This is a genomic window from Methylomonas sp. PHL2-19 (assembly GCF_059331595.1).
On record NZ_CP196839.1, the window covers coordinates 985,445 to 999,795 of the forward strand.

Annotated in this window: 17 protein-coding genes; 15 read left to right on the forward strand and 2 right to left on the reverse strand. The window is 48.4% G+C overall.

Annotated elements, in window-relative coordinates; genetic code table 11:
- The 4 genes from ACR02O_RS04600 to ACR02O_RS04615 all read left to right on the forward strand — a co-directional run bounded on the left by ACR02O_RS04600 (position 1) and on the right by ACR02O_RS04615 (position 2,865).
- The gene (locus tag ACR02O_RS04600) at positions 1–648 is read left to right on the forward strand and encodes an MlaC/ttg2D family ABC transporter substrate-binding protein (protein WP_225892924.1); all 648 of its coding nucleotides are present in this window, start codon (positions 1–3) and stop codon (positions 646–648) included.
- 51 nt (positions 649–699) lie between these two features.
- Complete coding sequence (cmoA, locus tag ACR02O_RS04605; RefSeq protein ID WP_494522881.1) at positions 700–1,443, forward strand: carboxy-S-adenosyl-L-methionine synthase CmoA; 744 nt, start codon at positions 700–702, stop codon at positions 1,441–1,443.
- Positions 1,440–2,411, forward strand: coding sequence for a tRNA 5-methoxyuridine(34)/uridine 5-oxyacetic acid(34) synthase CmoB (cmoB, locus tag ACR02O_RS04610; protein WP_033159183.1), 972 nt, complete (start codon positions 1,440–1,442; stop codon positions 2,409–2,411). Before cmoA ends, cmoB begins: the two co-directional genes overlap by 4 nt.
- A 127-nt stretch (positions 2,412–2,538) precedes the next feature.
- Positions 2,539–2,865, forward strand: a complete 327-nt coding sequence (locus ACR02O_RS04615; RefSeq protein WP_033159182.1) for a ComEA family DNA-binding protein — start codon at positions 2,539–2,541, stop codon at positions 2,863–2,865.
- Between the two features lie 87 nt (positions 2,866–2,952).
- On the opposite strand, the gene ACR02O_RS04620 is transcribed toward ACR02O_RS04615, so the two are convergent.
- Both ACR02O_RS04620 and thpR read right to left on the reverse strand, forming a co-directional pair.
- The gene (locus ACR02O_RS04620) at positions 2,953–3,300 is read right to left on the reverse strand and encodes a phenylpyruvate tautomerase MIF-related protein (protein WP_033159181.1); all 348 of its coding nucleotides are present in this window, start codon (positions 3,298–3,300) and stop codon (positions 2,953–2,955) included.
- Between the two features lie 23 nt (positions 3,301–3,323).
- Positions 3,324–3,830: an RNA 2',3'-cyclic phosphodiesterase gene (thpR, locus tag ACR02O_RS04625; RefSeq protein ID WP_033159180.1), complete on the reverse strand. Its 507-nt coding sequence runs from the start codon at positions 3,828–3,830 to the stop codon at positions 3,324–3,326.
- Between the two features lie 433 nt (positions 3,831–4,263).
- On the opposite strand from thpR, the gene hxlA reads away from it, so the two are divergent.
- From hxlA to fliP, 11 genes are all read left to right on the forward strand, one after another.
- Complete coding sequence (hxlA, locus tag ACR02O_RS04630; RefSeq protein ID WP_033159179.1) at positions 4,264–4,911, forward strand: 3-hexulose-6-phosphate synthase; 648 nt, start codon at positions 4,264–4,266, stop codon at positions 4,909–4,911.
- A gap of 3 nt (positions 4,912–4,914) precedes the next feature.
- Entirely contained in the window at positions 4,915–5,448 is a 534-nt protein-coding gene (gene hxlB / locus ACR02O_RS04635) for a 6-phospho-3-hexuloisomerase (RefSeq protein ID WP_020483686.1), read from the forward strand.
- Between the two features lie 202 nt (positions 5,449–5,650).
- Positions 5,651–7,666: a transketolase gene (gene tkt / locus ACR02O_RS04640; RefSeq protein WP_033157851.1), complete on the forward strand. Its 2,016-nt coding sequence runs from the start codon at positions 5,651–5,653 to the stop codon at positions 7,664–7,666.
- A 71-nt stretch (positions 7,667–7,737) separates the two neighbouring features.
- A complete protein-coding gene (locus tag ACR02O_RS04645; protein ID WP_494522882.1) occupies positions 7,738–8,424 on the forward strand; it encodes a hypothetical protein in 687 nt (228 codons plus the stop codon).
- Positions 8,425–8,709: 285 nt separating this feature from the next.
- Positions 8,710–9,696, forward strand: a complete 987-nt coding sequence (locus ACR02O_RS04650) for a transaldolase (protein ID WP_033159418.1) — start codon at positions 8,710–8,712, stop codon at positions 9,694–9,696.
- 101 nt (positions 9,697–9,797) lie between these two features.
- Positions 9,798–10,877, forward strand: coding sequence for a class II fructose-bisphosphate aldolase (gene fbaA / locus ACR02O_RS04655; protein ID WP_033159417.1), 1,080 nt, complete (start codon positions 9,798–9,800; stop codon positions 10,875–10,877).
- A 283-nt stretch (positions 10,878–11,160) separates the two neighbouring features.
- Entirely contained in the window at positions 11,161–11,709 is a 549-nt protein-coding gene (locus ACR02O_RS04660) for a flagellar basal body-associated FliL family protein (protein ID WP_445367729.1), read from the forward strand.
- The gene (gene fliM / locus ACR02O_RS04665) at positions 11,710–12,690 is read left to right on the forward strand and encodes a flagellar motor switch protein FliM (protein ID WP_033159415.1); all 981 of its coding nucleotides are present in this window, start codon (positions 11,710–11,712) and stop codon (positions 12,688–12,690) included.
- Positions 12,691–12,708: 18 nt separating this feature from the next.
- On the forward strand, positions 12,709–13,161 hold the full coding sequence (gene fliN / locus ACR02O_RS04670; RefSeq protein ID WP_020483679.1) for a flagellar motor switch protein FliN: 453 nt from the start codon (positions 12,709–12,711) through the stop codon (positions 13,159–13,161).
- Positions 13,161–13,604, forward strand: a complete 444-nt coding sequence (gene fliO / locus ACR02O_RS04675) for a flagellar biosynthetic protein FliO (RefSeq protein ID WP_458138978.1) — start codon at positions 13,161–13,163, stop codon at positions 13,602–13,604. The genes fliN and fliO overlap by 1 nt, the downstream gene beginning before the upstream one ends.
- Positions 13,597–14,343 carry a flagellar type III secretion system pore protein FliP gene (gene fliP, locus ACR02O_RS04680; RefSeq protein ID WP_033159413.1) on the forward strand — a complete coding sequence of 249 codons (747 nt, stop codon included), beginning with the start codon at positions 13,597–13,599 and terminating at the stop codon, positions 14,341–14,343. Before fliO ends, fliP begins: the two co-directional genes overlap by 8 nt.
- Positions 14,344–14,351: the final 8 nt, after the last annotated feature.

The following is a 14,351-nucleotide window of genomic DNA, read 5'->3' on the forward strand; positions in this document are numbered from 1 at the left end:
ATGAATATCAAACGTCATATGCATTTTATATTTGTTGTGGTTTTTAGCTTGTTTGCCGGCATGTTTTTGTCCTTGCCCGCTAGCGCGGCCGATTTGAGCGAGCCGCAACGCACCATTGAGGATGCGTCCAACAAGTTGAAGCAACGCTTACAGGATCCTGCCTTTCCGCATGATTTCCAAAAAATCAATGCCTTTGTCCAGGAAGTGATCTATCCGAATGTGGATTTCGATCTGATTTCGTCGCTGGTGCTGGGAAAAATGTGGAAAGATGCTTCGCCGGCGGAAAAGGAGAGCTTTAAAAAGGAGTTTCAAGTGTTGTTGATCAGAACCTACTCTCGAGCCTTCTTTGAGTTTAAAGACTGGTCTGTACGGTTTTTGCCGATCACCCCGGAAGAAGACGAAAGAAAAGTCCTGATTAAAACCGAAGTGCTGCAACCCGGTTTGCAGCCTATCGCTGTTAACTATCGGATGCTGAACGTCAAAGGCCAATGGAAAGCTTACGACATCATGATCGAAGGCGTCAGTTTGGTGACCAACTATCGTACTAGCTTCAAAAACGAAGTGGAGCGCACCGGTTCGTTGCAAGAGGTCATCAACCAATTGGCTAAACGCAATACCGAAGCATTAAACAGCAAAAATAATTCATAAGCTTTTCCCTCTCTTAGTGTTCCCGGGTGTGCCGTTTAGGGGCAGCCGGGAATGACCATCAGTATGCAATCCGCTAAAGACTCTCTGTACGCCAGTCCGCTAGGCGAAATCAACGCATTTGCTTTCGACGAAACTGTCGTCAAAGTCTTTCCCGACATGATCCAGCGCTCAGTGCCCGGGTACAGCACGATTATCTCGGCTATCGGTCTATTGGCGGCGCGTTTTGCCAAGCAAGATAGCGTTTGCTACGACTTGGGCTGCTCGTTGGGGGCGGCGACCTTGGCTATGCATCAGCAAATCACGACTAACAATTGCCGAATCGTTGCCGTGGATTGTTCGGCTGCAATGGTCGAGCAATGCCGGCAAAATCTGGCCGTTGCATCCGGTGGGGCCGAGATAGAAATTTTATGTGCCGATGTTCGCGATATTGCGATTAGTAATGCCTCTGTAGTGGTGCTGAATTTTACGCTGCAGTTTATTCCGCTGGCTGATCGGCAGGCTTTTTTGACCACGATCTATCAAGGTTTGTTACCGGGCGGGATTTTGATTTTGTCCGAAAAGCTGGCGTTCGATGATGTTAGACAGCAGGCTGTGCAGATTGATATGCATCATTTATTTAAAAAAGCCCAAGGCTATAGCGAACTGGAAATCAGCCAAAAGCGCAGCGCTTTGGAGAATGTGCTGATTCCGGAAACCTTTATCGCGCATCAACAGCGCTTGAAGTTGGCGGGTTTCGCCAGCGCGGAAGTTTGGTTTCAGTATTTCAACTTCGCTTCGATGATTGCATTGAAATGAAGCTATACCAAGGTCTTTATCAAGCATTGGCGGCGGCCGGCGACGAAGTTTGGGTAAACCGTTTGCCTGAGCAATTGGCGGCGGCTTTTGCGGATTCGTCGCATGGCGATCTGAAGCGCTGGCAACAGGTGGTAGAGGATTTGCCGGATTTGATGCCGTCGAGTGTCGATTTGTTGGAGAGTGTCAGAGTAGGTCAGGCAGAGGATATTTCCGATGAGATGCGGGCCGGTTTGCGCGAACAGTTGATGCAGTTGCATCCTTGGCGAAAAGGACCTTATCGGATCTTCGACATTGACATCGATACCGAATGGCGTTCGGATTGGAAATGGGACAGGGTGAAAGACCAGATCGCACCGCTACGAAATCGCTTGGTTTTGGATGTTGGTTGCGGCAACGGCTATCATTGTTGGCGCATGCTCGGTGCGGGAGCGCGATTGGTGGTTGGCATTGATCCGACATTGCTCAGCGTAATGCAGTTCCAGGCTATCCGAAAGCTGCACGGTGAGGCGCCGATTTATCTGTTGCCGCTGGGGATAGAAGATGTGCCGCCCAACATGGGGCTATTCGATACGGTGTTTTCGATGGGGGTGTTGTATCACCGCCGCTCACCCATCGATCATTTGCTGGAATTAAGGGGCTGTTTGCGGGCTGGCGGTGAATTGATTTTGGAGACTCTGGTTGTTGAAGGGGACGCGCAGCATGTCTTGGTGCCTGAGGGGCGTTATGCGCAAATGCGCAATGTGTGGTTTTTACCGAGCTGCGCAGCTTTGATGTTATGGATGCGCCGCTGCGGGTTTAAAAATATTCGCCTAGCGGATGTTTCCAAAACTTCTGTCGAGGAGCAGCGCAGTACCGAATGGATGCGGTTTCATTCTTTGGCGGAATTTTTGGATCCGCATTCTCCGGATTTAACTTGTGAAGGCTTGCCGGCGCCGGTTCGGGCTGTGATTGTGGCTAGCGCCGATTAATCAGTGGATTTTTGTTTTTGAATTGTAAAATTTAAAGAACAGGCTAAGATTGGCTAGCTTGAAAAGTCAGCCGATTAGTGTGTGCTGATTAGTCCAGGCAGCCCTAAAATCCAATCGGAGAAAATCCATGAAAAAGTTATTTGTACTTTTTATGCTGTATTCTTTTGCCGTATTTGCTGAGCCAATCAATATCAACCAAGCCGATGCCGAAACCATTTCCAAAGCTTTGACCGGGATAGGTCCGAAGAAGGCCGAGGCGGTGGTTCAATACCGTAAGGAGCATGGCGATTTTAAGACATTGAAAGATCTGGAAAATGTGTCTGGAATTGGAGAGAAAACCGTCCAACAGAATGAGAAGAATATTCTGTTTGGGGATTCTGCTCCCGCTGCTGCTGAAAAAATTGCTAAGCCAGAGAAACCGGAAAAGCCCCAAGAACCTAAAAAATCAAAATAAGGCGACTGAGTTGGCGCGCTTGGGCTTGGTGCGCCAACTCATTGAGTCTGTTTTGTCTGAATCGTATTTATTCGACGTCCGGGTAGTTTAGCCAAATGTCGAGCCGTTCCAGCCCCAAAAATCAGCCGGACAGTTACTGAATTCGATATAAATCCGATCCTGAGGGATTGAAAGCCGGGTATTGAGCAATTGGCATATCGATGCAGACAAGTTTTTGGCTTGGCTACTGCTCAGGCCAATGCTCTTGCATTCCAGATATGCCAAGTGGGTAGTGCTGCCGGCAAACAGCATGGCGTCGTTTTGCTCAATGCTAATCATGACGTAGCGCTCCGGTTTGCCGGTCTCTTTGGATACCAGTTGTGATAGTTCGTCTAACAATTTTGATTTCAGTTCTGTATCGAGCACTGAGTTGGTGTTCAATTTTAAAAAGGGCATGATCAGTCTCCTGTTTTGAGGTGCTAAATTGCCGGCCAGCGTTGGATAATTCGATATTCAACGCCATCCGGACCTGAGCAGGATTCTACCAAGCAGAATCCTATTGATTGCCAAAGTATGGGGGCGAAATCGAAATCGATTGCCGAACTAGCCTTTTTAACTAAAGTGACATGCGGCTTGAATAGTCTGTTTTCGATGGGTATCCCTTGTTGTTTGGCTATGCGGGCCAAGTTTTCGTTTAATGTCGACACGCTTTGATCGAATTGGCTGGCGGTCAGGCATAGCACGGCAGGTTTTTTCCAGAAACTCAGGTGGTCAAAATTTAACGTTATCAGCGGTGTTGGCAGTTTTCCTGCCTCCCTGGTGATTATGGCCTGTTGTTCTGCAGAAATTCTCCCTAAAAACAACACGGTGACATGTAAGTTTGCTTCCTTAACGGGTTTTCCGGTTCGGTTTAGTTGGCTGATTAAAGCCGCGCATTGTTGCCTGGCGTTTTGTTCCGGCCATAAGGCAAAAAAGAGACGTTTCAAGCTGTTCCTCTCCGGTTGTTATTAGATCGAGGTATGACTTTTTCATCTTTTCGATGGCAGGCAAAATGCTGCGATTTGGGTGTCGAGAGCTGGTGATCAGGCTAAAGGATGCTGTGTTATTGCGGCGAGGATAGACAATTAGCCAAAAAAATATCCAGATTTATCAGTTCGTAAGCGATGAATCCTAAAATTGAAATTGAATTTTGCTCGGTTTGCCTGCGGTTTTGTTCAGCCTAAGCTTACGCCGCGGACTTGTCTAGTAACAATTTGTTCGCATAACCTGTAGGCTGCGCGCAGTTGCTAAGCATTGACATATATCCCATTTCTACCTTACAGTTACAAATGCATCACACGTACGTGACAAGCCTAGCGGGTTGTGGCAATTTGCAAGAATCGGCTATTACTAAAAATTAAAACTTTCGGAGCACATCACATGGCAAGACCATTAATTCAAATGGCGTTGGATTCACTGGATTTCAACCAAACCGTTGCGTTGGCAGATCAAGTAGCACCCTATGTCGATATTTTTGAAATCGGCACTCCTTGCATTAAATACAACGGTATCAACCTGGTTAAAGAACTGAGACAACGTTACCCTGACAAATTGTTGTTGGTTGACCTGAAAACCATGGACGCAGGCGAATACGAAGCGGGTGCTTTCTATGCTGCTGGCGCGGACATCTGCACCGTATTGGGCGTATCCGGTTTGGCCACTATCGCTGGCGTTATCAAAGCTGCGAAAAAACACGGCGCTGAAACTCAAATCGACTTGATCAACGTGGCCGATAAAGCAGACTGCGCAAGAGAGTCTGTCAAATTGGGCGCGCAAATCGTTGGTATTCACACTGGTCTGGACGCGCAAGCAGCCGGTCATACACCTTTCACCGATTTGAACGATATCGCTCGTTTGGGTCTGAATGTGCGTATCTCTGTTGCTGGCGGTATCAAACAAGCGACTGTACAACAAGTCGTTGAAGCTGGCGCTAATATCATCGTTGTTGGTGCAGCTATCTACGGTGCTCCTTCACCTGCTGAAGCAGCTCGTGAAATCCGTGAATTGGTTGATGCGGCGGCGGTATAAGTCATGCATCAGCAGTTAATTATTGACAAAATCTCAGGGATTCTGGAAGCGACACCCGATTCGCATGACAAAACCTTGGTGGACATGCTGGATCAGGCTAAGCGCATTTTTATATCGGGCGCTGGCCGTTCAAAGCTAGTCGGCAATTTCTTTGCCATGCGTTTGATGCATGGCGGCTACGACGTTAGCGTTGTGGGTGAAATTGTTACGCCAAGCATCAAAGCTGGCGATTTGTTGATCATTATTTCCGGCTCCGGTGAAACCGAGCAGTTGATTGCCTTTACCAAAAAAGCCAAAGAAGTCGGCGCAAAGATTGTGTTGATTTCGGCTAAGGACGATTCAACGATTGGCGACATGGCTGATGTCACTTTGCAAATCGGCAGATCAGAACAATACGGTAAAGTCAAAGGCATGCCTATGGGTACTGTGTTTGAATTATCTACCTTGTTTTTCCTGGAAGCGACAATTTCGCATGTAATCCATGACAAAGGTATTGCAGAAGAAGAAATGAGATCAAGACACGCCAATTTGGAATAACTTAGCGTGTAAACCTGTGGCCGGAGCAATTCGGTCACGGGTTTTTTACATTACATTCGGGTGTCAAGGCGATACCGATTCCAGCAGTCTGAATGAACGAGAGTGTGGTTTTGGTCTTCCTTGTATTTACCAGCCTCAGCCAGAGTGATGTTTGAGTAATCGAATGTCGCAACTAAAATAACAAAATAAAAAGGAGACCAACATGCCTTCGCGCCGAGACTTAGCGAACGCCATCCGCGCACTTAGCATGGACGCCGTACAGAAAGCCAACTCCGGGCACCCCGGTGCCCCGATGGGGATGGCCGACATCGCAGAAGTATTGTGGAACGATTTTCTGCAACACAACCCCAGCAACCCTAAATGGCCCAACCGCGACCGCTTCATCCTGTCCAACGGTCACGGCTCCATGCTGATTTATTCCTTGCTGCACTTGGCTGGCTACAACCTGCCGATCGAAGAACTGAAACAGTTCCGCCAACTGCACTCGCAAACCCCAGGACACCCTGAATACGGTTACACCGAAGGTGTGGAAACCACCACAGGGCCCTTGGGACAAGGCATCACCAATGCCGTCGGTTTCGCCTTGGCCGAACGCACCCTGGCCGGCCAATTCAACCGTCCCGGTCACGACATCGTCGACCACCACACCTACGTATTCCTGGGTGACGGTTGCTTGATGGAAGGTATCTCCCACGAAGCCTGCTCCCTGGCCGGCTCCATGAAACTGGGTAAACTGATCGCCTTCTACGACGACAACAACATCTCCATCGACGGCGAAGTCCGTGGTCATGGCAACGTTGCCGGCTGGTTCCTCGACGACACTCCGAAACGCTTTGAAGCCTACGGCTGGCATGTCATTCCTAAAGTCGACGGCCACAACCCCGACGCCGTCAAAGCCGCGATTGAAGAAGCCAAAAAAGTCACCGACAAGCCTTCTATCATCTGCTGCCAAACCACCATCGGCTTCGGTTCGCCGAACAAACAAGGCAAAGAAGAATGCCATGGTGCAGCCTTAGGTGAAGCTGAAATTGCCTTGACCCGTGAAAACCTGGGTTGGCCGCATGCGCCGTTCGACATTCCTGCTGACATCAAAGCCGGTTGGGATGCCAACGCCAAAGGCGCCACGCTGGAAAGCGCCTGGAACGCCAAATTTGCCGCTTACAAAGCCGCACATCCTGAACTCGCGGCCGAATTTGAACGTCGCGTGATCAAAAACCAACTGCCTGCCGATTGGGCTGAAAAATCCAAAGCGTTTATCGCTGCGGTGGATGCCAAAGGCGAAACCATCGCCAGCCGCAAAGCCTCACAAAACACCTTGAACGGCTTTGGCCCCTTGTTGCCCGAACTGCTGGGCGGCTCTGCCGACTTGGCGGGCTCCAACCTGACCCTGTGGTCCGGCTGCAAAGACGTCAACCAACCGGGCTTCGACGGCAACTACGCCTACTACGGTGTGCGTGAATTCGGTATGTCCGCCATCATGAACGGCATCACCCTGCACGGCGGCTTCAAACCCTACGGCGCCACCTTCCTGATGTTCTCGGAATACGCCCGTAACGCCCTGCGCATGGCCGCGTTGATGAAAATCCCGACCATCTTCGTTTACACCCACGACTCCATTGGTCTGGGCGAAGACGGCCCGACCCACCAACCGGTCGAACAAACCGCCACCCTGCGCATGATTCCCAACATGCACGTCTGGCGTCCTTGCGACGCCGTCGAGTCGGCCGTTTGCTGGAAAGCCGCTATCGAACGTCAAGATGGACCGAGCACCCTGATCTTCTCTCGTCAAAACCTGCCGCACGTGCCTCGCACCGCCGCACAAATTGACGCGATCAGCAAAGGGGGCTACATCCTGAAAGACAGCGACGGCGCGCCGGACGCGATCATCATTGCCACCGGTTCCGAAGTGGAATTGGCGTTGAAAGCCGCTGACGCATTGAGCGCGAAAGGCAAAAAAATCCGCGTGGTGTCACTACCGTCTACCAACGTCTTCGAAGCGCAAGATCAAGCTTACAAAGACAGCGTATTGCCGCCAAGCGTGACCCAGCGCGTGGTAGTAGAAGCGGGAGTAACCGACAGCTGGTGGAAATACGCCGGCAGCGCGGGTAGAGTCGTAGGATTGGACCGTTTCGGCGAATCGGCCCCGGCAGGTCAGCTCTTCAAAGAGTTCGGCTTTACCGTGGACAATGTCGTCGCTAATGTGGAAGCCGTTCTTTAATTTTGTAAACTTAGGTGAGGTTTGGATTAAATGATCGAAGCCTCACGTTTCTAACAGCATAGGTGATAGACGTGAAAAGAAATGAATTAACGAAAGGCGTGATGGCAGCTCTAATGCTGACCAGTTCCTTAGCTATGGCGGGATCGGATTATCCGGCGGCTGATTATCAGCCAAAGGTACTCTATACCAATCCTGAATATAACGACAGCAAAGCTGCCCCTGCGGCTGCCACAGCACCTGCAGCGAAACCAGCTGTAAAAGAAGTTGAAGCGGATCCAGCTTTCCCAGCGACGAATTTTCAACCTAAAGTGTTATATAGCGATGCTGACTACAAGCACAGCTCTGCAGCACCAACTGCGGCCAAATCGTCAAGTTCGTCATCTGCTGCCTCCACAACTTCTGCGGAAGCAGCGGTAGATGTGATACAAACAGAAAAGGCTGCGTCCTCTGATTTTTCCTACATTGGTTTAATTTTGTTGGCTGTAGCCGGATTTTTTATCTACAACAAAAAATCGCCTAAAAGTGCCAAAGGTTCTTCAGCTGATGATTACCAAGTTTCATCTGGCGCAACCGGCGTTGAAAAGTATCTGGAAAAAATGGGTGCGAATAAAACCGGCGTTGCCAAATACTTGGAAAAACAAGATTCCAATCCTGCTACCGGTGTTGCCAAATACATGGCAAAGCAAATCGTAAGAGATCGGGAAGCTGCCGCTGCGAAAGCGACTGGCGTGGAAAAGTATTTACGTGATAAAGCTTAATAGCATCTGATTCCTGATGCTGATTGCTGGAACTTAAGGGTTAAGCGTTAACTCTGAACCGGTAGATTTAAATGATCGCCACTTCGTATGTTTTAAAGCGTGTGTTTCGGCTTTGAATATATGCCAAGTGGCGATTCAGTCTTATCAATATAGCTAAAAATAGAGTTTCATCACCAGGGACTCTTTTGCAAATCAATCTCCTGCAAGAATTGCTGAACATCTTTTGCTTGTAAAGCTCGGTTCAAACGAGGGGGAAAAATTAACAACACATCTGAGGATAATCCTATGGCAAAAAATTTACTCGAACAACTCCGTGAAATAACTGTGGTTGTCGCCGATACCGGTGATATTCAAGCGATCGAAACTTTCAAACCGCGCGATGCAACCACCAATCCCTCTTTGATCACCGCTGCTGCACAAATGCCGCAATATCAAGGAATTGTTGACGATACTTTGAAAGGTGCAAGAGCAACATTGGGTGCCGCTGCTTCGGCTGCAGAAGTTGTGACCCTGGCATTTGATCGTTTGGCCGTGTCTTTTGGCTTGAAAATTCTGGAAATCGTCGAAGGTCGTGTATCGACTGAAGTCGATGCGCGTTTGTCTTACGATACCGAAGCCACCATCGCTAAAGGTCGCGACTTGATCGCTCAATACGAAGCTGCAGGCATTTCCAAAGAGCGCGTTTTAATTAAAATCGCTGCTACCTGGGAAGGCATTCAAGCTGCCGCCGTATTGGAAAAAGAAGGTATTCACACCAACCTGACATTGTTGTTCGGTTTGCACCAAGCGATTGCTTGTGCGGAAAACGGTATCACACTGATTTCACCATTCGTTGGCCGTATCTTAGACTGGTATAAAAAAGACACAGGCCGTGATTCTTATGCGCCTGCTGAAGATCCAGGTGTATTGTCAGTGACCGAAGTCTATAACTACTACAAAAAATTCGGCTACAAAACCGAAGTCATGGGCGCCAGCTTCCGTAACATCGGCGAGATCACCGAATTGGCGGGCTGCGATTTGTTGACCATCGCGCCGTCTTTATTGGCAGAGTTGCAATCCGTTGAGGGTGACTTGCCGCGCAAACTGGATCCTGCCAAAGCAGCAACAGCTTCAATCGAAAAAATTTCAGTCGACAAAGCCACTTTTGACCGCATGCATGAAGAAAACCGGATGGCTAAAGAAAAATTGGCCGAAGGTATCGATGGTTTCGCCAAAGCGCTGGAAGCACTGGAAAAATTGTTGTCGGACCGTTTGGCTGCCTTGGAAGCCTAATCTTGGTCTAGCCGCCGAGTGCAGGCACTCGGTTGTTTAAGATTTGCAAGGCCGCCGAATCGAGTACGCGGCCTTGATTTGTTATTAACAGGATAAAATTTATGCCACAAAAAATATTTGATGTTGTTAAGCCGGGTGTTGTCACCGGTGAAGATGTACAAAAAATCTTTGCTATCTGCAAAGAAAATAATTTTGCGTTGCCGGCTGTAAACGTCATCAGCACCGATACCATTAACTCGGTATTGGAAGCGGCAGCAAAAGCCAAGTCACCTGTCGTCATTCAATTTTCTAATGGCGGCGCCGCATTCGTTGCTGGTAAAGGTCTGAAACTGGAAGGCCAAGGTTGCTCTATCGTTGGCGCCATTTCCGGTGCTCACCATGTTCACCGCATGGCGGAACTGTATGGCGTACCTGTTATTTTGCATACAGATCACGCGGCAAAAAAATTGCTGCCATGGGTAGACGGCATGCTGGATGAAGGTGAAAAATTCTTCGCTGCAACCGGCAAGCCTTTGTTCAGCTCGCACATGCTGGATCTTTCCGAAGAAAGTTTGCAAGAAAACATTGAAATCTGCGGTAAGTATTTGGAGCGCATGTCCAAAATGGGTATGACTCTGGAAATCGAACTGGGTTGTACCGGTGGTGAGGAAGACGGTGTCGACAACAGCGGTATGGATCATTCTGCGCTGTATACCCAACCTGAAGACGTTGCTTACGCTTACGAGCAACTGAGCAAAATCAGTCACAGATTCACTATCGCCGCATCGTTCGGTAACGTTCATGGCGTTTACTCTCCAGGTAACGTTAAATTGACGCCGAAAATTCTGGACAATTCTCAAAAATTTGTTTCCGAGAAATTCGGTTTGCCGCATAACACATTGAACTTCGTTTTCCACGGTGGTTCAGGTTCTTCTCCTGAAGAGATCAAAGAATCCATCAGTTACGGTGTTGTCAAAATGAACATCGATACCGATACTCAATGGGCTAGCTGGGCCGGTGTGATGGAGTTTTACAAAAAGAACGAAGGCTATTTGCAAAGTCAAATCGGTAACCCGGAAGGTGCCGATAAACCGAACAAAAAATACTATGACCCACGTGTTTGGCAACGTGCCGGGCAAGTTGGCATGGTGACTCGTTTAGAGCAAGCCTTCCAAGAATTAAACGCAGTTAATTCGCTGTAATATCTTGATAAAGCTGCAAAGGCCGTGAGGTCTTTGCAGTTCTTTCTGCAAACCATCCACAAGCTGAGTCAAAAATTTGACTTAACAGCTACAATTCCTCCAGGTATTTTGTGCATACCTGAGCTCCGCTTTTTGCCTAACTGCTTTCCAGTGACGGCTATACTATTATTCTAAAACGATGTTTTTTCTTGTATGATCAAATCCAGCTGATTTTCGTACAGTGGTCTGATTGAGCTTGAATATTTTGGCGCGTATTGTGCTGTAAAAATTTAAAAGGTGGAAAATGGCAGAAGCCCATGGGAAAGAAGAAGGTAAGAAGTCTTCCAAGAAAATAATCATAATAATCGTCGCGGTTGTCTTGGTTTTGGCTGGCGCGGGAGGTGGGGCTTATTTCTTTCTGAATAAGCCGGCTGACGCCGAGCATAAAGAAGAAGGCGATGCCAAGCACGACAAGGCGGAGCACAAGGATGAAGCAGCGCATGAAGAAGAGGCCGGCCACGAAAAAGTCGCTGAGCCTGATGTTTATTATGATTTACCAAGCCCGTTATTGGTTAATTTTCCCGCCGGCTCCGGCGCAAAAGTGATCAGAATATCCCTGACAATACTGATGAAAGGTGAGGCGAGTAAGGATGCGATGAAAAAGCATGAGCCGATGATACGCAACAATTTGTTGATGGCCATCAGTGCGGTGGGTGCGGAAAAGGCGAAAACCTTGGAAGGAAAACAAGAGTTAAAAGCCATGATGCAAGCCGAAATTGGTAAAGTTTTGGAAAAAATGGCCGGTAAAAACACCGTTAAAGATGTGTACTTCACTGAATTTGTAATGCAATAAATGTCAACCGCCGATCTATTATCACAAGACGAAATCGATGCGCTACTGCATGGCGTGGACGACGGCGACGTCGATACAGGGGCTGATGAAGACTACAGTCGAGGCACAGCGAGAGTCTATGATTTTAACAGTCAGGAACGGATTGTTCGGGGGCGGATGCCCACCTTGGAAATGGTCAACGAGCGCTTCGCTCGCCATTTTCGGATAGCGTTATTTAACTTTTTAAGGCGTGCTGCGGAAATATCTGTTTCCGGGATTCAAGTACAGAAGTTTTCTGAATTCATTCAGGGCTTATTCGTACCGACTAATTTGAATGTGATTCGGATGTCGCCTTTACGCGGGCGGGCATTGATCGTGATGGAGCCGCGATTGGTGTTTACCGCTGTCGATAACTTTTTCGGCGGTGGCGGTCAGTTTTATAACAAGGTTGAGGGCAGGGAATTCACGCCGACCGAAATGCGCATTATTCGGCTGATTATCGACATGATTTTCAAGGATTTAGCCGAAGCCTGGAAACCCGTGATGGATATTGACTTTGAATACATCAATTCAGAAGTCAATCCTCAGTTCGCCAACATTGTCAGTCCCTCGGAAATCGTGGTGATTTCCACTATCCATGTGGAGTTGGAGGGCGGCGGTGGCGATATCAATATTGCAATGCCTTACTCCATGATTGAACCTATCAGAGAATTGCTGGATGCGGTAACCAGCGACCGGGGTGAGGTGGATGGCCGTTGGCAAGATTCGCTAAGAGTTGAAATTATGCGTAGCGAAGTGGTCGTCAACAGTAAACTGATAGAAAAAGAAATGTCTATCAGCGAAGTGATTGAGCTTAAAAAAGGCGATGTGATTCCTATAGAAATGCCGGAAACCGTATTACTCGAAGTTGAGGATGTGCCGGTTTTTCGGGGCAAATTAGGGCTTTCCGATGGTAACTACGCCATCGAAATTACAGAAAAAATGACGCTGGATAATATTTGACAGCAGGGAAGGATAAGCATGAGTGAAAACGACGAAATCGGTGACGACTGGGCTGCAGCGATGAACGAGCAAGCTGATGCTGAAGCTGATTGGGGCGATGCACTGAAGGAACAAGCAAACGCCGCAAAGAGCTCTCAGCAAGGTTTTGCCGCAGCGGAGTTTCCCGAGTTTAGCGAGCAAAAATCCAGAAATAACGGTCCCAGCAGCGATGAAGTCAAGCTGGACGTCATTCTCGATGTGCCGGTGACCGTGTCGCTGGAGATCGGTCGAACCAAAATTAATATCCGCAATTTATTGCAGCTAAACCAGGGCTCGGTTGTAGAGCTGGATCGTTTTGCCGGCGAACCGATGGATGTATTGGTGAATGGTACTTTAGTTGCTCACGGCGAAGTTGTGGTGGTTAACGACAAGTTTGGTATTCGGCTGACCGACATTATCAGTCCGTCGGAACGAGTCAGAAAGCTCGGCTGATGTCTGTATCTCGCCTGACTACCCAAATTATTTCGGTATTGATTGCACCTGTTGCATGGGCTGACGAAGCGGCTACGTTGCCCAGGCAGACCGCCAAAGTGGTGACTTCCGGGGATGTCGCACAATGGCTGTTGGCGTTGCTATTGGTGTTGGCGCTATTTTTTCTGTCGGTGTGGCTATTACGTAAAAGCGGCAGTTTGGCCTTTGTCGGTAAAAGTCAGTTGGCAGTGCTGGCCGGATTGTCATTGGGTATGCGTGAAAAATTGGTGTTGGTTAAAGTCGGTGAAAAACAGCTACTGTTAGGCGTTAGTAGCGGGCGTATCGATAAACTGCTTGAGCTTGAAGGCGACCAGCGCTTGTTTATGAATAGCGCAGACGGGCAGGAAACCAGCGTATTTGCCAAGAAATTGCTGCAGGTCATGCAAGGTAAGCACTATGATTAAGTTGATTTTTTCCTGCCTGATAATAGGCTTACTGTTTTTACCGGAAGCTGTTTACGCCGCAGTAGGCATAGATGCTATTACCGTTACCAGTAACCCTAAAGGCGGCGAAACCTATACGGTTACCATCCAGATTTTAGCGTTGATGACTATGCTGACCTTATTGCCGGCATTGTTGTTATCGATGACTTCGTTTACTCGTATCATGATCGTACTGGGCTTGCTACGCCAAGCCATAGGTGCCGCACAAGCGCCAAGTAACCAAGTGTTATTGGGGCTATCTCTATTTCTAACTATTTTCATTATGATGCCGGTGTTGGAAAAAGTTAACGAAACCGCCGTGCAGCCGTACATGGAAGAAAAAATTGACGCAGTGACTGCCTTACAAAATGCCTCCGAGCCATTCAAGCAGTTCATGCTCAAGCAAACCCGCGAGGCGGATTTGGATACCTTTGTACGTATCTCTGGCCGTGAACAAATTGACAAACCGGAAGATGTGCCGTTTTCCTTGTTGGTGCCGGCTTATGTGACTAGCGAATTGAAAACCGCGTTTCAGATAGGCTTTCTAATTTTTCTGCCGTTTCTGGTCATCGATCTAGTGGTAGCCAGTGTATTGATGTCTATGGGTATGATGATGCTGTCACCGATGATCGTGTCGTTGCCGTTCAAGATTATGTTGTTTGTGCTGGCGGACGGTTGGACCATGGTGATGGAAATGCTGGCAGCCAGCTTTTACGTATAGGCCAAGCC